General features: G+C 30.6%; 16 protein-coding genes and 1 pseudogene. 14 read left to right on the top strand and 3 right to left on the bottom strand.

The window, feature by feature from the left end:
* The first annotated feature begins 8 nt into the window (after positions 1-8).
* The 5 genes from AC6CHJ_RS08695 to AC6CHJ_RS08675 all read left to right on the top strand — a co-directional run bounded on the left by AC6CHJ_RS08695 (position 9) and on the right by AC6CHJ_RS08675 (position 11295).
* Entirely contained in the window at positions 9-1103 is a 1095-nt protein-coding gene (locus AC6CHJ_RS08695; protein WP_498288114.1) for a hypothetical protein, read from the top strand.
* A 622-nt stretch (positions 1104-1725) separates the two neighbouring features.
* Positions 1726-4095, top strand: coding sequence for a Helicase associated domain protein (locus AC6CHJ_RS08690; RefSeq protein WP_498288112.1), 2370 nt, complete (start codon positions 1726-1728; stop codon positions 4093-4095).
* 1126 nt (positions 4096-5221) lie between these two features.
* Entirely contained in the window at positions 5222-5785 is a 564-nt protein-coding gene (locus AC6CHJ_RS08685) for a site-specific integrase (protein WP_498288110.1), read from the top strand.
* Positions 5786-5998: 213 nt separating this feature from the next.
* Complete coding sequence (locus AC6CHJ_RS08680) at positions 5999-9964, top strand: YobI family P-loop NTPase (RefSeq protein WP_498288108.1); 3966 nt, start codon at positions 5999-6001, stop codon at positions 9962-9964.
* A 563-nt stretch (positions 9965-10527) separates the two neighbouring features.
* Positions 10528-11295 (top strand): hypothetical protein, encoded by a 768-nt coding sequence (locus AC6CHJ_RS08675; RefSeq protein ID WP_498288106.1) that lies wholly within the window; start codon positions 10528-10530, stop codon positions 11293-11295.
* A gap of 57 nt (positions 11296-11352) precedes the next feature.
* Here the strand turns inward: AC6CHJ_RS08675 and AC6CHJ_RS08670 are convergent, their stop codons facing one another.
* Entirely contained in the window at positions 11353-12219 is an 867-nt protein-coding gene (locus tag AC6CHJ_RS08670; RefSeq protein WP_498288104.1) for a hypothetical protein, read from the bottom strand.
* A 703-nt stretch (positions 12220-12922) separates the two neighbouring features.
* Here AC6CHJ_RS08670 and AC6CHJ_RS08665 point away from each other — a divergent pair.
* The 5 genes and pseudogenes from AC6CHJ_RS08665 to AC6CHJ_RS08645 all read left to right on the top strand — a co-directional run.
* Positions 12923-13048, top strand: a pseudogene (locus AC6CHJ_RS08665) (purine-nucleoside phosphorylase); the annotation flags it as partial.
* A 183-nt stretch (positions 13049-13231) separates the two neighbouring features.
* Positions 13232-13381, top strand: a complete 150-nt coding sequence (locus AC6CHJ_RS08660) for a hypothetical protein (protein ID WP_184117462.1) — start codon at positions 13232-13234, stop codon at positions 13379-13381.
* Positions 13382-13489: 108 nt separating this feature from the next.
* Positions 13490-13987 (top strand): hypothetical protein, encoded by a 498-nt coding sequence (locus tag AC6CHJ_RS08655; RefSeq protein WP_498288102.1) that lies wholly within the window; start codon positions 13490-13492, stop codon positions 13985-13987.
* A gap of 230 nt (positions 13988-14217) precedes the next feature.
* On the top strand, positions 14218-14655 hold the full coding sequence (locus tag AC6CHJ_RS08650; protein WP_147196864.1) for a nucleoside 2-deoxyribosyltransferase: 438 nt from the start codon (positions 14218-14220) through the stop codon (positions 14653-14655).
* A 250-nt stretch (positions 14656-14905) separates the two neighbouring features.
* Positions 14906-15598 carry an aspartate/glutamate racemase family protein gene (locus tag AC6CHJ_RS08645; RefSeq protein ID WP_498288100.1) on the top strand — a complete coding sequence of 231 codons (693 nt, stop codon included), beginning with the start codon at positions 14906-14908 and terminating at the stop codon, positions 15596-15598.
* Positions 15599-16010: 412 nt separating this feature from the next.
* Here the strand turns inward: AC6CHJ_RS08645 and AC6CHJ_RS08640 are convergent, their stop codons facing one another.
* Entirely contained in the window at positions 16011-16805 is a 795-nt protein-coding gene (locus AC6CHJ_RS08640; RefSeq protein WP_392993334.1) for an SDR family NAD(P)-dependent oxidoreductase, read from the bottom strand.
* A gap of 156 nt (positions 16806-16961) precedes the next feature.
* The gene (pgoN, locus tag AC6CHJ_RS08635) at positions 16962-17807 is read right to left on the bottom strand and encodes a glyoxal/methylglyoxal reductase (RefSeq protein WP_392993336.1); all 846 of its coding nucleotides are present in this window, start codon (positions 17805-17807) and stop codon (positions 16962-16964) included.
* Between the two features lie 621 nt (positions 17808-18428).
* Here pgoN and AC6CHJ_RS08630 point away from each other — a divergent pair.
* The 4 genes from AC6CHJ_RS08630 to AC6CHJ_RS08615 all read left to right on the top strand — a co-directional run bounded on the left by AC6CHJ_RS08630 (position 18429) and on the right by AC6CHJ_RS08615 (position 22516).
* Positions 18429-18836, top strand: coding sequence for a DUF2512 family protein (locus AC6CHJ_RS08630; protein ID WP_392993339.1), 408 nt, complete (start codon positions 18429-18431; stop codon positions 18834-18836).
* A 121-nt stretch (positions 18837-18957) separates the two neighbouring features.
* The gene (locus tag AC6CHJ_RS08625) at positions 18958-20457 is read left to right on the top strand and encodes a lmo1851 family serine protease (protein ID WP_392993342.1); all 1500 of its coding nucleotides are present in this window, start codon (positions 18958-18960) and stop codon (positions 20455-20457) included.
* A 160-nt stretch (positions 20458-20617) separates the two neighbouring features.
* Positions 20618-21517, top strand: coding sequence for a CobW family GTP-binding protein (locus AC6CHJ_RS08620; protein WP_392993344.1), 900 nt, complete (start codon positions 20618-20620; stop codon positions 21515-21517).
* 177 nt (positions 21518-21694) lie between these two features.
* Positions 21695-22516, top strand: coding sequence for a CAP domain-containing protein (locus AC6CHJ_RS08615; protein WP_498288099.1), 822 nt, complete (start codon positions 21695-21697; stop codon positions 22514-22516).
* Positions 22517-22732: the final 216 nt, after the last annotated feature.

Here is a 22732-nt window from a genome sequence, read left to right as displayed (position 1 = left end):
GATGATTTTTGAAAAGAGAAACCGAATATGGATTATGTAAATTTGTAGCGACTAAAGATGAAATTGGATACCAAGAGGTATTAGATGATTTTGAACATGCACAATTTATATATGTTTTAACATATAATATCTCTCCTAAAGATGAAACACTATTGGATAAATTGAATGAAGCTGATTTAGATACTGAAATTAAGTTTTTCACTAACATTCCTTCAAGATTCGATTCATATTATGCTAGTTGGGCTAAAAATAAAGCATCTAATGCAATAGTAAATTACTTAGAGAAGTTAAATTTTGATAATTTTAATAGTAAATTTGAAGCTAGGTTCATGTTTGAAAATCATTCAAAAATAATAATGACTAATAATATAGCATATATTGGTTCTGCTAATTTTTCTATAGAGTCAAATAAGAATTTTGAAGCGGGTATGATTACACAAGATATGAATATGATAAACTCAATTAAAGCTATAATTGACGAAGAAACTCCTGATATAGCTACTCCGTATTATGAAGCAAATATTATTCCAATTATTATTTTAGCGAGAGACCTAGAAATATTTATAACTCAAGTTAGTGAGGATATTTGGGGTATATGGGAAATTCATGGGAATACGATAGAAGATATATATATGGGAGCAGAAATGAAATTCGATATTAAAAGTATCGAACTTTTTGAAGAATTAAAAGAAGAAATTTTAGATGCTATTACTAATTTAATAAGTGAATTAAGTGAAAATGACGATGATTACGAGACCGTCAATATAATAGATAATTTAGAAGAGTTGAAGGAAGAATTTGAAGAATATACGATTGATGATGAAGTTATTGAACTTGTGGAGTTTGATGAACAAAGATATATAGACCATGAAATATCAGATAATGCTATATATATTAATGAAGACACATTAGATGATATAGTAACAGAGATTGCTCAAAAGGCACGGGAAATCATAGATGAACTAGCAAGAGATGCACAAGATAGTCTATACAATTTTAAATTAACCCTAAGCGATTTTTTAAAGAGACTATTAGAAATAATTACAGATTTAAAACACCTTATTAATAGTGAAATAGATAATACCAAGGTTAACAATAAGTAAATTTCACTTATTCAATTATCTATTGGCTGGATAATACAATATCAAAATTTTAGGAAATGTTCCTTATAATAGAAGAAACTCAATATAAAAGGTTATTAAAGAGAAAAGGAATAGTGTACGTAAATCTATTTCAAATAACAGAAATAATATCCATTTAGAACGATAGCTTTGCTATCGTTCTTTTTCTTTTTTGTTTCCTTCTCGAAGTGTTTTCTGGCATCAATTTCTTCTTTTGCTCAAAACTTATGAGTTCTGCACCTTTCTATTAGGCTTGATATTATTGACTTACAAGTTGCTCAAAACTTATTTTTAAAAATAGTCGGCCTTTTACAAAGTAGTCCAATATTCATTTCCTCATTCTTATTAATAAAACTTTGATTTCATTCACAGCAACATTCCTTTTCACCCCCACTGATTTAATCGAAGTTTACTGAAAAAAATAATAGTCTTAACAAGGAGATAAAGCCGCGATACCGGATTGTGGCTTTATCTCTCTGCATTTATCTATGGCTTTTATTAATTAAATTCGCTACCACAATAGAGGAAATATAACCATTGTTTTCCACGAATAGGCCATAGTGATTGTGAAAGAATATTCTATGAGGGGAGAGGGAATGATTCTATGATTGATGAATATGTAAAAGAATTGAAAAGATTAGCTATTAATAAAGATAAAGCAAAAATAAAATCATTACTTCAACAGATTCCAAATAATAAAAAGGGGTTAGTTTTTGAAGAGTTTCTTAAAGAATTATATATCGGTAATGGTTGGCTAGCTTTTAGAAACGGTTCTAAAGGTGACACAGGAGCAGATATTTTACTATCTCATCCCAGAACCCCAGACACCATTTCTATTATAGTTCAAGCAAAGAACCATGCAAGACGTTTAACGTTTGATGATACGAGAAATGAGTTATTAAAGTTTGAAGAGAAATCTAAAATAAAGTATAAGTGTAATAGTTATATATTGGTATCTATGGAAGGGTTTGTTAAAAATGCGAATAAATTAGAAGAATGTAATTTGCGTTTAGAAAATTGGGGCTATATAGAAGGTTTAATTGATAAATATTATAGTAAGCATAGAAGAAGCGAACCAGAGATTGAGTTATTAGCTCATAATAAAAGAGCATATAATAAATCTAAGGAACTTTTTAAACATTCCAATAAGGTGGCAGTTGTCCAGGCCACAGGAACAGGAAAGAGTTATATTATAAGGAAATTTTTGTGTGATTTTATTGATAAAAAATGTTTAGTTTTAGCACCATCAAAATATATTCTTAAGCAAATAAAGTCAAAAAGTATGTGGTTATTCCAAAATACAAAAATGATGACATATGCAAAACTTGCAAGATTTTCAGAAGGAAAAATTGAAAACTTTAAATTTGATTTTATAGTCTTAGATGAATATCACAGGTGTGGTGCTAAAGAATGGGGTAAAGGTGTTCAAAAATTATTAAATAATAATTATGATTCGTTACTATTAGGAACAACAGCTACTCCGATAAGGTATTTAGATGGGAATAAAGATATGTCTGATGAATTATTTGCTGGTAATGTTTCGTCCAGATTAAGTTTAGCTGATTCAATAGCAAAAAATATACTACCAATGCCTAGATATGTTTCTGCACTTTATACAATTGATAATGAACTAAATAAACTAAATGATAAGATTACATCCAGTGATGATTTAGAAAAAGATAATCTTTTATTGAAGTTGTCTGGGCTTAAGGGAAATTGGGAGAAATGTAAAGGTATTCCAATTATTATCAACAAATATATTAAGAAGGATGATAATAAATTTATTGTTTTTTGTGAAAGTAAAAAGCATCTAAGCAATATAGAATGGTTAGTAAAAAAGTGGTTTACGGTGGCAAAACCTAATAAAAGGGTAAAAGAGTATCGAGTAGTAAGTGGCGATAAACAAAATGAAGATGAATTAAATAACTTTAGGTTAGCAAGTAATAAAAATGAAATACACATATTATTTGCTATTGATATGTTAAATGAGGGTCTGCATATAGATGATATATCTGGTGTAATATTACTTCGTAGTACTACTTCCCCAAGGGTGTTTTATCAGCAAATAGGTAGAGCAATTCAAACAGGAAATGGTGATAAAAAACCGCTTATATTGGATTTAGTTAATAACTTTAATAACATTTGTGCGGGAGACTTTATTTCCGATTTAAATAAATCAAAAGAAAATGAAAGAAGAAAGAGATTTGAACTAGGTTTAGAAGAAAACTGTCCAGAGTTTACAATATTTGACGAAACAAAAGAGGAATTAGAATTTTTCAAAGACATTGAGTTAATGTTAAAAAATGCGTGGGAATACAGATATGAACAGCTTAAAGAGTTTTATAAAATAAATGGTCACTGTATGGTAAAACGTGACTATGATAATAAACAGCTTGCATTTTGGGTTGTTACTCAAAGAAAATTTTATAAAAAAGGAATTCTTGAAAAAGGAAGAGTAGATAAGTTAAATGAAATAAGCTTTGAATGGGGACGCGAGGAACAATGGTTACTTAGGTTTAAGGAATTAGAAAAATATCACAAAAAATCCGGAACAACAAATGTTCCTAAAGGTTTTAATGAAGTAAAAGAATTTAGTTTGTATGAATGGGTTCTTAATATGAGGAAGCTATATAAAGATGGGGAATTATCAAAAAAACAAATTGAGTTATTAGAGGGTATTGGATTTAATTGGGATAATCTTAAAAATCAAAGATGGAATATGATGTATGAACAGTTGATAGAATTTAGAAAACAGTATGGTCATTGTAATGTGAGAAGAAACCCAAGGAAAAAAAATGATTCGTCACTTGCAATCTGGGTTTCGAATCAGAGAAAGTTTTATAGGAAAGGTAAGTTATCAGATGAGAGAATAAATAAACTAAATGAAATAGGATTCAATTTTGAAATTAATTATAAAAACCGAGGTGCAAAAAAATCGAGGAACGTAAATCCGAATTTATTGAAGGAGGTATAGAAGAACCTCGTATGCAAGCGGTAATTGTAGCATACCAACAAGGAGAATTTAAAAAGGGTTCGTTCTATTTATGAAGTTCTTGCAACTTGGGAGCAATTGTAGTGAGGATTTCTCTTTTTCAAAAGTTATTTCTTCTTAAAGGATAGGGTAGCTTTTCTGTAATAAACAGGAACCTCGCTTTTTCTGGTGTGCTAGTGGAAGGGTTAGATTGCTTGGTGATAATGGAAACCACACACTTACATTAAGCAAACATTCGATTTTTCCGATACAACTCAAATATTAGGCGTGTATTAGCACGATAAAGAATAATATAGATAAAGAAATAATATTTGAATTACTTTCACTAAAAATGTACCTCGTCTAAAGCTTAAATTGGAGTTATTCGAGGATGGAGAAATGATAAAAATTTCGTTTACTCCTAGAAGTGATGCAATGGCTCAGGTTATCTTAAGCGTATTAAAGTAGTGAACGTATTAATTATCAAATACAAGATAATCAAAATGGAAAGAATCAGAGTATAGTTTTTATAACGATTAAAGGAAATATAAAAATAATGCAATTGCTAATGATTAGCAGTTGTTTTTTTATTCTATTGGATTTTTCGCTATTCTCGATGATACTCTATTTTTATGTTTGAAAAGGTAAACTTGTAACAAACGCTTGAGGTACTCTAAAATTAATAATGCCCGTATACTCCCCTTCAAGTTCTTCCAATAGCAATTATTCATATTCAATTAATATATTCACGAATAAGAAAAAGTTGGAGTATTACGATAGGTAAACAATGTTACCTAAGTTTAAGTAAATAACATATTATTTATTTTTCTTTGGCTGTAACAAAACTATTATTTAAATTAGAATTTATTGATGATTTGTTCATTTTCCTTCAATCCCTTCATATTTAATTATACATTTTTTTACACTGGAATATATACTATGCGAAGTTTGATAGTAATTTTATTGCTGCTTTTTTCTTCTCCTTCTGAATATGACACAATGTCATTTTGTCATATGCTAATTGTTGATATATCAACGTTTCCAAAAAATCATTATAAACACTGGAGACTGAATATGACATAGTGTATTGTATATTTATAATATGTCATATTATTGGAGTGAGAAGAAAATGAACGTTGTAAGCCCAATAAAAGATAAAAAGCAGCTAGAACTATTGAAAATGTATTTAAGAGAAAAAAGTAAAAGAGACTACCTAATGTTTATGGTTGGCATTTCAAGTGCATTAAGAATCAGTGATATTTTAAAATTAAAGGTTAAAGATGTTTGGGATGGCAAAAAGCCAAAGGAATTCATTTACTTAAATGAAAAGAAAACTGGTAAGTATAAACGGTTTCCAATAACCGAGAATTTAAGTAAGGCAATCAAGGAATATGTTAAAGAATACAAAGCAGAAGAAGATGACTATCTATTTTGCAGCAGAAAAGGAGATAAACCAATTACCCGACAACACGCAGCTCTAATTTTATCTCGTGGAGGTGATTTTGTTGGAATTAAAGAACCAATCAGTACTCATAGTATGAGGAAGACATGGGGATATTGGGCATACAAAAGTGGGGTTTCTCTAGCTTTAATTATGTCCGCGCTCAACCATAATAGTATTTCAAGCACTAGAAATTATCTGGGCATCACCCAAGAAAATTTGGACAACGTTTACATGAATCTAAACTTATAATTAATGAATTATATATAATAGAAGAAACTCAAAAATACTAATAGAAGATTATATTTGATTTATAGAAGCAATTATTTCTACTAAGAGTAATTGCTTTTTATATTTCTGATTAATTTGGTTTAATAAAAATCCAATTATTCCAAGTAACTGCTATAATTATAAGTGAAAATATTTCAAGTGTGATGAATCATGAACAACTTGGAGGTGTTCTAATTGGAATTTGAAAGTTTAGTGCCCAATATTGATGAGAATGATGATAATAAGAAACCCTTTTTAGACGCTATGCATTGGGCAATTACTAATGAAAATAATAAAAACATAGCTATCACTGGCCCTTATGGAGCTGGTAAAAGTAGTCTAATTGACACGTTTATTAAAAAAGAAGGAATTGAAGATAAGACCGTAAAAATATCGATAGCGACTTTTAATAAAGATAACATAGAAGATGATAGCAAAAATCAAGAAAGTCAAGATAAAGCTATTCCTCTTGAAAATATCCTTGAGCAGCAGGTACTCCAACAGTTGTTCTATAAAATTGAACCAAATAAAATACCGTTTTCTAAATTTACAAGAATATTTGATTTAGATAAGTATAAAACACTTGCTACTGTCCTTTTTACACTCATTATGAGTTTAATAACTTATTCTATGTTTAAATTTAATTGGTTACCTAAAGCATATAGTAAGTTTACTTCGGGTGACCTAAACTATACAGCAATAATAGTGCTTATAGTAATAACTCTAGCTGCATCATATACATATTTCATATATATTATTATTTTGATTTTCCAAAAGTTAGGATTAAGTAAGTTTGGATTTGGAAGTACATCAATCGAGGTAGTTACAAAGGATAATAACACTGTTTTTAATAGATATTTGGATGAAATTATCTACTTTTTTAAACAATCTAATTACAAGTACGTTATATTTGAAGATTTAGATAGGTTTGAAAATATTGGAATATACGAAAGGCTAAAAAGCTTAAACATTATTTTGAATAATACTAAGCAGCTATCAGGCCAAGATATTGTATTTATATATGCTTTGAAAGATGATTTGTTTACTAATAGTGATGGTTCTCACGAAATTTACAATAGAACAAAGTTTTTCGATTTTATTATTCCTACTATTAAAGTGGTACACACTTCTAATGCTGAAAGTATTTTATTAGATAAATTAAAATCTGAACTAAGAAGTGAAGAAAACCTTACAGGTTTAACAAGAGATTTTCTCGAAGATATAGCACTTTTCATTAACGATATGAGAATTTTGAAAAATATTTGTAATGAATTTAAAGTTTATAAAGACGCATTGGTGAATAATGGAATTACATTAGATAAATTATTAGCTTTCGTTGTTTATAAGAATATTTATCCAGGGGATTATTCAGAGCTATTAAATAATAAAGGAAAAGTTTATAGTATCCTAAATATTAAGGATTCTATCAAAGAAGAAATAAATAAAAATATCGAAATACTACAAAAAAATATTGATAATGTGAATATTACAGAAACTTATAACTCTAATGAAATTGAAATTTTATTTAATCAAGAAACATTTATAGAGAATAAATCGAGCTCTCATATAAATAAAATTGAAGTTATTAAAAATGGGGAAATTGTTAACACTATCGAACGTTCTTCTGATACAGCTATCATTTTCCAAGGTTTATTTGAAACTTGTTCAAGAATCAATGGGGATTTTAGTATTGCTGAATACAGTTTTTATGGGAGAAGTGATATATCGAACGGAATAAAATATTTTGATGCACCCTTAAAAATGAATTATTTAGAACGTTATAAATTTATTAAAGAAATGGAATCACAAAATAGTTTGAAAGTGAAACAAAAGGAACTAGAGAAAAAGTTGAAGGTAATAGAAAACTTATCAATATCAATATTAATTAAAAATAATGAGATTAACTCAGAAGTTTTAACTTCTATTAAATATGAAGACCAATTAATATATTTCTTAATTCGAAATGGTTGGATAGATGAGAATTATGAGGATTATCTATCATATTTTTATGAAGGTAGTTTATCAAGAAATGATAATAAATTCTTAAAGACCATTCGAAATGGCTTAGTAGGAGAAGAATATTTAAGATTAACAAATATAAGAAGGGTATTGGAAAGAATAAAACTGGAAGAGATGTCTTCTCAAAGTGTGATTAATTATGATTTGTTAGAATTTTTAATTGAAAATAGATTAATGAATTCGGAAAAGTATATTGCCATCGTGAAACTTCTTTTTGATTCTAATATTGATAAAGAATATTACTTAAGATTCGTAGAATCTATGATTGATAAAGTTAAATTTAATGTAGTGGGAGCTCTTATTTCTAAAGCGAATGAATTAGAGTTTAAAGTTTGGGAAGATATAGCTATTAATATAGATGCTGAAAGAAAAGAAAATTATGCTTATGCTATTATTAATAGTTGGTTATTTATTGATAGAGATATTGATATTCCTTACACAGAGAATATGAAAGAATTTATTGAACAGATGGAACCACAGAAAATTTATGACAACTGTAATTTAGAAGCAATTCAACAAATGTTAGCGGACTTAAATATTAGATTTAATAATATTACTTCTCTTGATGGTGAAAGAAAAGATTATGTAGCTAAACATAAATACTTCGAAATAAGCTTAATAAATATTCAACATCTGATAGAAAAGGTTAATATAAAAAACGTATTTGATAGTGATTTAATTAATGAATATATAAAAGCGAATATTGAAGAGTTTATTGAAAGTGTAATTTTGAAATTAGATAGCTACACTGAAGACGAAGAAACTCTAATCAGTTTTCTTAATAGTGAGGAATTAGATGAAAAGCTGAAATATGGACTAATTAAAAAAAGTTACAATAGAATTGAAGATATTTCAAAATTAGAATCTGTTAAAGATTTAATTGATTTAGATAGGATGAAATGTAATATCAATAATGTAATTTCTCTAATTAACCATGATGAATACGAAGAAGAAAAGGTAAGTTTAGATTCAGTATTTAGTAATAAATTGAACTGGAATGAATTGTTAGAACATAAGAATGAAATAAATCAAATTTCAGATGATACTTTCAATCTGATTACAAAAGAGTTCTTTAATTCTGTAATTGTGAATGGTAAAGCGATGGAAATTATATTCAAAGATACAGGAAGATACATTACAGTACCACACGAATTATTAGAAAATCCAGTTAAAAATTTATATGATAAACTTTCATCTCTTATAAATGTATTAGTTTGGGATATAGAGGTTTATCGATTTATTAGTCAATTTGAAGATGATGAATTATTATTAAAGTATTTATTTGAAGCCACAAAAGTTTATGGATACTATGAAATCAAGGATGATTTACTACAATTAAACTCAGAAGGTCTATTACCTTGGTCTGAGGAATTAATTAGTAAATTAGAATTTAATGATGAAGAAAGAATAACATACTTTAAACATATTTCTCCTAAAGTACCAGAACAATTTGTATTGGATGAGACTTGTGCGACAATCCCTCTAAGCTCTGAATTAAACCTAGAATGGAGTGATAGAGAAGCTAATACCTCATATTTCCTTACTTTAATGGATGAGGAAATTGAAGACTCTATTGTTGAAAATGCAATTGAAGAATTAGACTATTGGGATATTCAGATTTTTAGAGGGTTATTACAAATTTCAGAGAGCTTTGCTTTTTCGTATGTTGAGAAAAATGAGAAAGAAATATTTAATAATAGTGACTTTTCTCAAGAAGAATTTAACATGTTAACAAAAAGTAATTTAAGAAATGATTCAATTAAAAAACTATATAATAAAAATAAATTTGAGCCAAGTGCTGAATTTCTTAACTGGTTAATAAAAGAAGAAAGATATACTTCTTTGTTGGAACTATACAATGAAAGAGATATTATAAAGGCATATCAAAAAGAACAAAATATATCAATGATTTTGTATTGGTATATCAATGCTAAAAAGCTAAAGAGAGAAGGAATCTATGAATTACTTAGTAATTTAATACCTCCATTTAATGAGATTAAAATTGGTAATGGAAATAATAAGAAGTTTGAATACAATGAACAGACTAAAAAGCTAATGAAGTATTTAGAGGAAAAGAATGTTACGGCTACTGTTTATTGTAATGAGAATGCAGGGATTTATGTTAATAATAAGAGAAAATAAATTTTAATAGAAGTGCATAATTAAGAACATTACCAATCACTGGGCAATGTTCTTTTGTGTATCGAATCATGATAATTGATTTATTTTTTCATGTTGAACACATCCATCGGTGGTGTGTTTTTTATTTCTTCTCAATTCTTAATAATATTCACCCTATTTTTCTCACTTATTGAGAAAAACAACACTCTCTAATTTTTCATCAGCCTTTTCTCATCCTTTTTCATCATGTTTTTCTCAAGTCAAGTTTTAGGAAATATCTGTTACCAAATCAGATTTTAAAATGATATAATCATCAACTTTCTAAATAATTCAATTATCAAATCAAGTTTCTAGAATCCATTAAAAATGAATCAAGTTTTAGAAAATTGGAAAGATGAACATATTAAAGAGGGGGCTGTTGAAGAGATAAAAATCAACAATAGTAAGTAGTTGAAGAGGGATTCAGGTAGCTAAATACGAAAATTTACTTTACTTTTTTATATTGAAATCTTTAGATATTGGTGAGATTATTATCTAGGACATAGGACACATTTATCCATTATTATGAAAGTAAGGTAGACGTAATGAATATCTTGAATATCCCACCTTTTATGAGGACCATCTTTTTTAAATCTCTTATTGTGTATTTACTCGCTATATCAAATCCTTTGTATTCAATAAACAAGATACTGTTTGTTTTTGAATTAATTCTTTTTTTTATTATTATTTTAAGTATATTAATTTATTCTGATTATTCTAGTTCCAAGAAAAACTATAATAGTTTGCCAGATTGGGCTTTTTACAGATTACTCATACCGTGGTTGCAAGCTCTTTTAATCCTTGTAGTCATTTTTATATTGATGATATGGCTAAGTACCACAAAATATAACAATTCTATAATTTTAATAGTTTGTTCTTGTTGGCTATTTTCTTTAATAACTGTTGTTTATGTTTTTAGAAATATCTATTCGCTTTTAAAAAAGATTAAAGAAGTAGTTCAAGAACAAAGTTTATTTAATAAAGGAATTTTATCTCTATCATTCTTAACTCTTCTTTTTACCTTTGTCGCTCCAGACATAGCTTTTGCTTTTGGGTATAATTTATTTTTATCTGTATTTAAAGGTGTCAAACTAGGGTTTTTAGATAGTTATTATTTAAGTCTAATTATTTCAAATACTTTACCTGTAGGAACAACTTTTACTAATTATATTTCTGATATAGGAGATAATCCTTATATTTACACTTTTCAAATTTTTCATGTCTTTACGAATAAAATTATTAATTGGGTTATTATAGGTATGATTTTTAATTATCTATTTTTGGCATTTGACGGAAAACGCTTGAAGAGATAATCAACGGAAAGGCAAAGGCATACTATATTTAATCGTATGCCTAAAGAATCACTAAATTTATTTCACATTTTCAAAAATGCTTTTAACGCTTTCAATAAATAATTCCTTATTGTCATGAGCTAGTGTAAATAAAATTCCCGAATAGATAAATGCTTGAGTATATAATCCAATGCCAATATATAGCTCTTTAAACATTATATCAGCAGGTATTCTATCAATCTTTATCTTACCATTAGATTTTTTCTTTAAGAGATACTCGTTATCCTTTGTATTGAATCTTAAGCTAAGATGGGCTTCAGAATTTCTTAAATTTCTATTTATTATAGAAACCAAAACTTTGTGTTTAGGATTTTCGTCTTTAGTAAATTCTTTAACCTTATCAAATAGAGTCAAATTATAAATTTTGTAGTAGTTGTAAGGTTCTTTATTAGCTATCTTCTTAAGTACAATACAAGTAGTCAAAGTTTTACCTATAAATTCAACTCCTTTTGAATATGTATTTGATATTGCGTTAGCAAAGCGTTTTTTGTCTGCTATTTTTGAAGAATCAATAGTTCCAATCATTTGTTTGTCATTTGTAAAAAGTATAGAAAGTTCGGTATAAGCTGACATACACTCAATTTCAGGATTTTCAATTGTCCCCATAAAAAATGCTGTCATAATATCAATTGATTCTTGTCTTCCAACTTTATATGATTCAATATACAATTTCAAAAAGATTAAAATAAGTTCTTTAACTCGCTCTTTGTTAAACTGATTCTTATCCTCGTACCAGGATTTTAATATTTCAAAAAGATATTCATCAGTTTGTATGGAATCCCTTTTATTAACTAACAATTTTATTTCTTCACCAAAATATCCGTCAGCAGTCAATTCATCTAATTCATTTGATGCATCGATGAATTCTTGAAATATATTATTCAAGTTATTTTCCCTCCTCTAAGAAAAACTAAGTAAGTGTTACGTGATTTAAGTATATACTAATGGACTTTACTTTGAAATTTAGAGTAACAGAGAAGAAAGTCGTGTTTAGTCAAGTCGTATTATTATAGAAAACCCTGAAACCCTTGGTATTCATGGGATAAATATAATTGGCTCCATTTTGATGACAATAGCAACAGTAGCTTAAATAATAAACAAAGAGAATCCTAATATTAAAGGATTCTCTTTTTATATGAAACTCTATAACGTTGAAAGTATTAGTTTTATTGTCATCCCAATAATGTAAAAAGGATATATAAATAGGATATAATTTAGCTTAGAAAGTTAATTGTACAAAGTACAACGATTTGTAATACTCCTTTGTATTTAAATTGTGCAAATGTTTGGAGTGAAGAATTGGCGCAAACCCTTCGTACGCTTTGTCTTATCAGAAATCACTTTTTCATCGGTTAATTGAGTACCATCTAAATCTAAAACAATCAAATACTCTCCTTTCTTAAATTCAATATTGTTTAAGTTGCTTCAAAAAATACTTTGAGTAAAGAAAAATATAGGAAAAAGTGGATTGAAAACAGGTGACCATAAGTGACCAAAATGTCACCTGTTTTTAGTTTCAATTGCTATACAACAACGTTTTATTAAATCGAAAAATTTGATTTTGAAAGTGGCATAAACCCAGTCATATCAAGCTTTATTCGTATTAACAGTATCTGACCACCTTCTAACAGGTGAAGCTACTTCATCTGAGGAACGTCAAACTACTTTCAACGATATGATGGTAGTTGCTCTTGAAGCAGCTATTCAAGACTAATTGTAGCAATCGTTTATAGCCATACATTTTTAATAAGTGACCAAAAGTAACCATTTAAAAAAAGTGGTTAACATTGGTCGCTTTTTTACTGCTAATAAAGTATCAAGGTTTACTTCAACAAAAAAAGCATATTATATTTGTTGAATAGATTCTCTTTAAAGACAAAGAAAGTAGGTGATCAAAGTGGGGAAATATCAATTGGATACCAAAGGTCAGGTAGCTGTTACTAAGTATCACGAAAAAAATAAACCTGCCAAATTTGATAAAAAGCAGCAACTTGAAAAAATACGTGCGGAGTATTTGAAAAAGAAGCAACAACAAACTGAAAAATAATGCGAATGAAAACATAGGAGTCTACATTCTTCCTATGTTTTTGTTTTTGAGCATTAGAATAAAGTTAATATTTTTGATAATGATTTTTTACATACTGCTGAAACTATTGTGATTAAATTACGTAGATATAGTAATTATTTGTTGATAGGAGCGCTTATTATTTTATCTTATTATTTTTTATGTGGTTTAGGGGCATTTTTAGTAATAGTTTCATTGTCTTATTTTATCCTTATGTATAGCTTTAGAGAATTTGAATGGACAATTTTAAAATTTTTTGGACTCCTTCTAATTGGCATTTTTCTTTTATGGATTACTATTCCAAGTTTAAAATCTGTATTAACGAGAGATTTTGAAGTTGTTAAAGGAAAATGTAGTATAGAAATAACATCATCAACATTTGGAAGACACACTAATGATACAACCATCAATGTGCTTGATACAGATGAACAATTTGAGTTTCAAGGGATTTCTGATCTTGATGCTTATGGCACATCCATACCTTATTATTGTAAGGTTACAGTGACCAAAGACCATATGTGGGGAATGAAATATAAAATTTATGATTTAAAAACGAGAAAGCTATTGGAATCTCGCTTAGGTGAGTAGATTATAAAAGGTTTTGCACAAAAATAGTTAATATACCAAACTTTAGCAGGTTAATGCTTAAACATATCAAGCAGGCGGCCAAAAAGCGACCAATTCGTGATATGAATAGTAATTTAATGATTTTACATGAAATTTAATGATAATATGTTTAGGAATAAACTTTAATGATAATATGTTTAGGAATAAACTTTATTAAATAATTGATCGTTGTTTAAAATAGGAGGAACAAAATGGCTAAAATTTATCTTGCAAGTCCATTCTTTGATGTAGATGGTAGAGAGGAAATTGTACATGTAGAAAAAGCAGAACAGGTATTGAGAGCATTAGGGCACACTGTCTTCTCACCAAGAGAAAGTCAATTACCTGAATTCGAATTTGGTTCTTTTGAATGGAGAACATTCGTATTTAAAAACGATATGGAACACATTAAATGGGCGGATATGATATTTGGGATTATCGGAGAAAACTATGATGATACCGGAACGGCATGGGAATTAGGCTATGCTTATGCTATGGGTAAACCTGTTTTACTGTTTAATCCAAAAGGGGAAATCATTAATTTGATGATTACCGATAGTTTACATGCTTATTTTGAAGATTGGAATGAAGTTGAAAGTTATGACTTTGACACTCTTCCAAGTAAACCTTATTTAAAAGAAGTGAAATAAAAAAGGTGAGGGCTAATGCCCTTACCTTTTTTATTGTGGCAAAACTTGCTGTTTTAAATTTTATTGCAATCTATATGAATCATTTTTCTATGATTTATGTGATCTTGACTTGCATAACAAAGTATTACAGGTGCTGTACTCTAAGAAGGAAAAGGATCTTAAAATGTAGAAATTAAAGAATATAGGATGTTACGGTAGGTATTATAATATTCTATCCTACACTTACAGTCTATAAGGAGGGATTAGTGCATTGAAAACAATAGGTTTAATTGGCGGTATGAGTTGGGAATCATCAAATGAATATTACCGTTTAATAAATGAAGAAATAAAGAAAAAATTAGGTGGATTACATTCAGCCAAATGTATTTTATATAGCGTTGATTTTGAAGAGATTGAACGTTATCAAGCTAATGGAGATTGGGAAAGTGCCGGACACACTTTGGGGAATGTGGCATTCTCTTTAGAAAAGGCTGGAGCAGATTTTATTGTTATTTGTACAAACACAATGCATAAGGTAATAAATTATATTGAAGAAAAAATAAATATCCCGATTCTACATATTGCTGATGCAACAGCAAATGAAATAAAGAAAACTAAATTGAATTCAGTAGGATTACTTGGAACTAAATATACAATGATCCAAGATTTTTACAAATCAAGAATTGAAGCCAATGATATAAAGGTATTAATTCCAGTTCATGAGGATATAGAACTTATAAATAAAGTGATTTATGAAGAATTATGTTTAGGGAAAATCAATCATGCGTCAAAAGAATATTTTAAAAAAGTTATCAAGAATTTAATTGACAGAGGAGCCGAAGGGATTATATTAGGATGTACAGAGATTGGATTATTAATAAAAGAAGAGGATTCCGAAGTTCCAATATTTGATACAACAGTAATTCATGCTTTTGAATCAGTTAATAAGGCAATTGAAAATTAAGAGTTTCTTCTTTACCTATCGAATATCTTGAAAGTAGGATCGGAAAGGTACAAAAAGAATAAAACCTTTAGAAAAATCAGGTAACAATATGAGGAAAATAGAACTTGGTGATTTTCAGTTGCTTATTAATAGTGCAGGGGTCTCTCCAGGCAAATATGCACTAATTGCTTGTATACTTAATCTTCATAACAAAGAATTTCTCGATGTACATTATGGTAATTCGCTAATGTATTTCACAATTTTCATTCTATTTTTGGTTACTTATATTACATCTGCTTGGTGCTTCTTTCGGTGAGTCATAACTCTAATATTTTTATTTTTCAATACAAAATCAAGAAACTTATATACCCCATAGGATTGCTCCTATGGGGTATATTTTTTAAAACTATAATCGGTTTATTGATACATATTTTTAAAATACACTACGAACTAACCCACCGTCTATTCGCAAGGCAGAGCCATTAATGGCTGAGGCTAGGGGACTGCTTAAGAAAGTGACAAGATGGGCAATTTCTTCTGGTCGGATTAATCTTTGAATGATAGAGGTTGGACGATTTTCTTTCATAAATCGAGTTTCCGCTTCTTCCATTGTCAAATTTTTGTTAGGATAAAGCGTGTTTAACATTGTTTCTACTCCTTCAGTTAGAGTGGAGCCCGGCATAACCGTATTAACTGTCACGCTCGTACCTTTCGTTAGCTCAGCTAAACTACGAGAGAGTGAGAGCTGCATTGTTTTCGTTGCACTATAATGAGCCATTTCAAGAGATGGCATGATCGCTGCTTCACTGGCAATAAAGATGACTCTTCCTGCTTTCTTTTGAATCATTTGATTTAAGTACCAACGGGTAAGTCGAACACCACTCATGATATTCGTTTCAAAGAATTTAAACCATTCTTCATCAGAGATATCAAAGTATTCGGCAGGTTCAAAAATTCCTAGGTTATTAATAAGGATATCTATCTCCGCATAATCCTCAATCATTTTTTGGCAGCCTTGTTCTGTTCCTAAATCAGCTACTGCTGAATGAAGAATTGCATCTGGATATTTTGATTTAATTTCTTCAATAGTTTCATTCACTTTTTCTTCACGACGTCCATTAATCAGTACAGTAGCACCTTCTTCTACTAGCGACATAGCGATCGCTTTCCCAATGCCTGAAGTAGATCCTGTAACTAATGCCGTTTTTCCTTTTAAATTCAGTTGCATGTAGTTCCCTCCCAGATTGTTTTCTTAGACATTAACTTATCTATTATAGAATAAATTTTGTTTAAATTTTTCTTCTTATGGAACACTCCACATACTTTAAATACCTTAGAAAAAAGATATAGACGAATAGTAACGTCTATATCTCCTTATTTCTTATTAAAAGTCAAAATTGTCCGGATCTGGACCAACGCGATGATCTTGATTCAATCTGTCAATTTGTTCCATATCTTCTGCTGTTAGCTCAAAATCAAATATTGATGCATTTTCAACAATACGATGTTCTTTAGTCGATTTTGGAATTGTCACGATGCCATTTTGCAAGTCCCAACGTAGAATAATTTGTGCAATAGATTTATCATGTTTATTGGCAATTTCTTTAAGCTCTGGGTTATCCAATAATTGACCTTGCATCAATGGAGACCAGGCTTCCAGCTGAATACCATGTTCTTGACAGAATGACTTAAGATCTTTTTGAGTCAATCGTGGGTGGCATTCCACTTGGTTGATCATCGGTTTAACCTCTGCATCCTTCATTAAATCTTCAAGGTGATGAATTTGGAAATTACTCATTCCAATTGCTTTAACTCGTCCATCTTTGTAAAGAGATTCTAAAGCTCTCCATGCATCTTTATATTTACCTTCTACAGGCCAATGAATCAAATATAGGTCTAGATAATCCAATCCGAGTTTCTTAAGGCTCGTTTCGTACGCTGCTAAAGTAGATTCATACCCTAAGTCGTCGTTCCAAACTTTCGATGTTACAAATAATTCTTCTCTAGATATGCCGGCTTCTTTAAGTCCTTCACGGATTCCTTGGCCAACTCCTTCTTCATTACCATAAATAGCTGCAGTATCAATGCTGCGGTAACCATGTTTAATGGCTGTTTTAACAGCATTAACTAAATCTGGTCCTTCCTCTACTTTAAAAACGCCTAGACCAAACCATGGCATTTTTACGCCGTTATGCAAAGTTGTTGTATCTTGTAAGTTTTTCGCTACCATAAATAAACCTCCTGATTGTTATAAACTGAAATGGACTTAATTATATTTCGTCATACAGGAACCAACTCTGTCTTGTCGAATAACGCTTATTTATCCTGTTAAAGAGGAGAAATGTCCGGATTATATCTATTACCTTTAAATTAGAAAAATACCTTATTATTCCACATATTGCATGTTTAAATATGTTTTCAAAAGAGCATTTATAGAACCTGTACGAACTAATATTATTACCAACAATAAAGTTAACCATTACTCAAAATGTTCGATGGTCACACATGATTTGAACATCAAGATGATCCATAACGAATTGATAATGGTTAAAGCTTTCTGTACAAAAGTTATTATGAAATATATTCACCATAAAGAAAAGTACGTACTTATAAGTGCTATAGATACTTTCAGGTTCCAAAGGTACATTTTAGTGCCTATAAATTGGAGCAAGATATAAGAAGTGGCGTTTCAGTTTGAGGACAATAATTTTTTAGACTATGTGAGTAAACAAAATGGATAAATGGATTAATACGTATATCATCACCCAAAAAATTCATACTAACCTATGATTGATCTAATCAATCATCTCATTTAATCATTTATATGTTGTGTCAGCGAAAGGGGGATAGAATGATGAAATATGTGAGTGCATTCATACTAAAGCTAATTATGACTGCGGCAATACTATTAATCATCAATACAGGCATTTATGGAGGGGATGTTTCTACGACTCTCTGGATTAGCCTTGTCCTTGCTATTTTTGCTTTTGTTTTGGGAGACATTCTTATCTTCACCGTCTTTAGTAAGCGCTATGCCTATGTAATGGGCAATACTATTGCCACCTTCTCGGATGCTGTTTTAGCATTCGTCATTATTTATTTCATGGGTTCAGCTTTATATGTAGAAACGGTGGATACTCTTGCCGCATCATTGTTATCTTCTATTGTGCTTGGGATAGGAGAATGGTTATTCCACAAGTATATGGAAACAAAGGTGCTTGAACCAAAACCAGTGAGTTGCAATGTATCTTTTGATTAAGTGAGGCGAAAAGACTGCCAAGGAATTTTTGGCAGTCTTTTTCTTTTCGTTCGCTTTAATTCCTGCTATTATGATAGAAGGTGTGTTTTATACACTCTTAGATTGAAAGTGGTGAACGAATATGGATGATAAAACAAAGCAAGACCAAGAACAAAATGAACGACAATCAGAACAAGATGCTAATCATGGGAAAGTCACAGGAAAATACATACGTATGAAGCCATTTGCTTTCATCATGATGATCATGGTTTTGGTTCTTGGTACATCAGGTATAACGATTTTTGCATTAACAGTTGGCGAAGATAAAGTAGTGGAAGTTCGCACACCAGCACATGGCGAATTTCAAAAGTTGTTTAATGCATACGATCAGCTATCAAAAGGTTATTACAAGAAAATTGATACAGACAAGCTAGTAAACGGTGCGGTAGATGGTATGATCAGCGCATTAGGAGATCCATATTCTGATTATATGAATAAAAAGGAAGCTTCTGCGTTTAATGAAAGCATTTCTTCTAGTTTCCAAGGCATAGGTGCTGAGGTGCAAGAGAAGGATGGCCATATTGTGGTCGTATCACCGATTAAAAACTCGCCTGCAGAGAAATCAGGCATCAAAACTAATGATATTATTAAAAAAGTAGATGGCAAATCTATTGATGGAATGACAGCATCACAAGCCGTATTATTAATTCGCGGTAAGAAGGGGACTGAGGTCACACTTGAAATCCAGCGTGGAAGTTCTAGTAAGCTAACCACTTTTAAAATCACTCGTGCAGACATTCCTGTTGAAACTGTATATGCTGAAATGATGAAAAATAAAATTGCTCATATCCAAATCACAAGCTTCTCAGATGGTACTTATAAAGAGTTGCTTAGTGCATTAGATGATATGGAAGCAAAAGGCATGAAAGGTTTGGTTCTGGATGTTCGTCAAAATCCAGGTGGGTTGGTTGAATCCGTAGAGAATATTGCAAATCTATTTGTACCAAAAGGACAACCAATCGTACAATTCGAAGACCGTTCAGGCAATAAACAAGTCTATAAAGCAGAAGATGGCCGCAAGGTAAAAGTGCCAACAACTGTTCTTATCGATGGAGGAAGTGCATCAGCTTCTGAAATTTTAGCAGGAGCATTAAATGAGTCCTCCCATATCAAATTAGTAGGTGAAACTTCATTTGGTAAAGGGACGATGCAAACAGCTGAGAATCTACCGGACGGATCTAATCTTAAATTCACAATGGCGAAATGGTTAACACCAAAAGGTAACTGGATTCATGAAAAAGGCATAAAGCCTAATGTAAAAGTGAACTATCCAAGCTATGCATCACTTCCTTATCTGGACCCAGACAAAACCTTCAAGGAAGGTGCATTATCTGATAGCGTTAAAGTTGCTGAAAAATTACTTCAAGCTGCAGGCTATAACCCTGGTAAAATTGATGGCTTATACGATGCCTCAACGAAGTTAGCAGTGGAACAATTCCAAAAAGACAACAAGTTAAAGGAAACAGGTATTCTGAAAGGCGATACAACATACGCATTAATGAATAAAATTCGCTTGAAAATCAAAAAAGAAGATCCACAGCTGAAAAAAGCAGCAAGCATTGTAAAAGCTGAAATGAAATAGAGTAGTTAAGGAGCTGGCATTCATTTGTCAGCTCTTTTTTGAAAAGACACTATCACTATTTAGTAAACTAATCTACGATACAATTACGAACTGTTTGCCCCTTTTAGGGAGGGAAATACTATCTCTGCTGAAAGAGCAGTTAAATAGAAGGAGATTTAAAATGAAAGATGTATATTTATTCAGCGGTTTCTTAGGAAGCGGCAAAACAACCTTATTAATGAATACCATTCGCCAATTGAAAGAACAGAATTTAAAACCAGCCATTATCATGAATGAGCTAGGGGCTTTAAATTTTGATTCACAAGCAATCGAGGAAAATATACCTTTAAAAGAAATGCTAAATGGATGCATTTGTTGTACAGGTGCCGAAAAAACGGAGGCACAAATTCAATCACTGTTAGCAGATTCTGAGTTTGATGTGCTTATTATAGAAACCACTGGAGCGGCTCATCCAGTAGAAGCATTAGATGCAGTCTATTCACCGCTATTTGCAAATGAGTTAAATATTAAAGGTATCGTCACTGTCGCTGATAGTAAACGTTGGTTGGAAAGAGAAGGTATGTCAATCCAAACACGTTCCTTATTTTTAGAGCAGATTCGCCATGCACATTTGATTTTGGCAAATAAGATGGATTTACTGACAGAATCAGAAAGGGCAAAAGTTACTTTTGAGATGCAGAGCATTAATTCACATGCGCTGATCATTCAAACAACCAATGCCTCTCTACCGATTAAGTATCTTCAAAGACTACAAGCTACAGCTAGGCCGGCTTCTATTCAACAAGCAACCATTGGGGAGCATCTGCATTTAGGTTCTCGTCTTGTTACTTTCAATTCTGAGGAAAGTTTCACACAAGAAAAATTTGAAGAATGGATTAAAACGCTTCCTAATTCTGTTTATCGAATGAAGGGCTTTGTACCAATCGAGGGAATTAGAAATCCTATGCTGTTTCAGTATGCATATGGATTAACACAATGGCTTCCTGAGTATGTGAAAATGGAACCAAATCTAGTGATTATCGGAGAAAATGTGAATGAATTAGACCTGCCTAAAGCCTAAAATATTGAGATGTCAACCCTCTTAGAATAGCAATAAGGTGATAGACTTCAACTATCTTCCAAATAAAACCCTATAACTCTGCGGTCTCAGCTCCTTGCTGGAGAAAGTGGCAATCCTTGGCGACTTTTTTGCTTGATTCTTCGTTTAAGCTTGGAACACGACAAGGAGGAATGCAAGATGAACAAACTAACAAAATGGGCAATCCCATTCAGCTTACTTTTAACAGCAGGAGTGCACAGCGGAGCAATAGATGCTTCAGCTAAAACCGTTACGAAAGAACATACGAAGCAAACTTCAATGTCAAATCATACATGGCATTATCAATCAACTAAATATAATACACATAGTTATATTATGTTGAATAACTGCTTTACAAATGGTACAAATGCGAATACGCATCAACCTACAACTAAGCCGAATACAGATACATCAAAACCAAATACAGATACATCAAAACCAAATACAGATACATCAAAACCAAATACAGATACATCAAAACCAAATACAGATACATCAAAACCAAATACAGATACATCAAAACCAAATACAAACACAACAACACCGTCAAAACCAAATACTGATGCACCAAGCAAACCATCTACTGACTCTAATGCAACATCTGCTTCTCAATTTGAAAAACAAGTCATCACTTTGACTAATGCAGAACGTGCAAAAGAAGGTCTGCCTGCTTTACAAGCAGATACAAAATTGATGGGCTCTGCGAAAGCTAAATCTAAGGATATGGCAGACAAGAATTATTTCGATCATACAAGCCCAACTTACGGTTCACCTTTTGACCAAATGAAATCTCTTGGTATTACTTATAAATCAGCAGGCGAAAATATTGCCAAAGGTCAAAAAACACCAGAAGAAGTAGTGAAAGCTTGGATGAATTCAGAAGGTCACCGCGCTAACATTATGAACAAAAACTATACACATATTGGTGTAGGTTATGATGCAAAAGAAAATGTCTGGACACAACAATTTATTCAAAAATAGAATAAAGTATTTGAACTGAGATCAAAGCATCCTGATTTCAAAGATAAGAGGCTCTCGGAATATTTATTATTCTGAGAGCTTTTTTTATGTCTTCATAATTCTAAAGCCAGCCTAATATGCAACCTATATATGAATTAATTGGAAATAGGTATCAGTCATTTGATGGCTGGTTTATGTTTGAAATGTAATTTTATGTTCCATAATGAAAAGAGAAAG

The sequence above is a fragment of the Rummeliibacillus sp. GQ308 genome (genome assembly GCF_059759115.1).
Note: the sequence above shows the minus strand (reverse complement) of the source record. Positions and strands in the feature narration are given on the sequence as shown.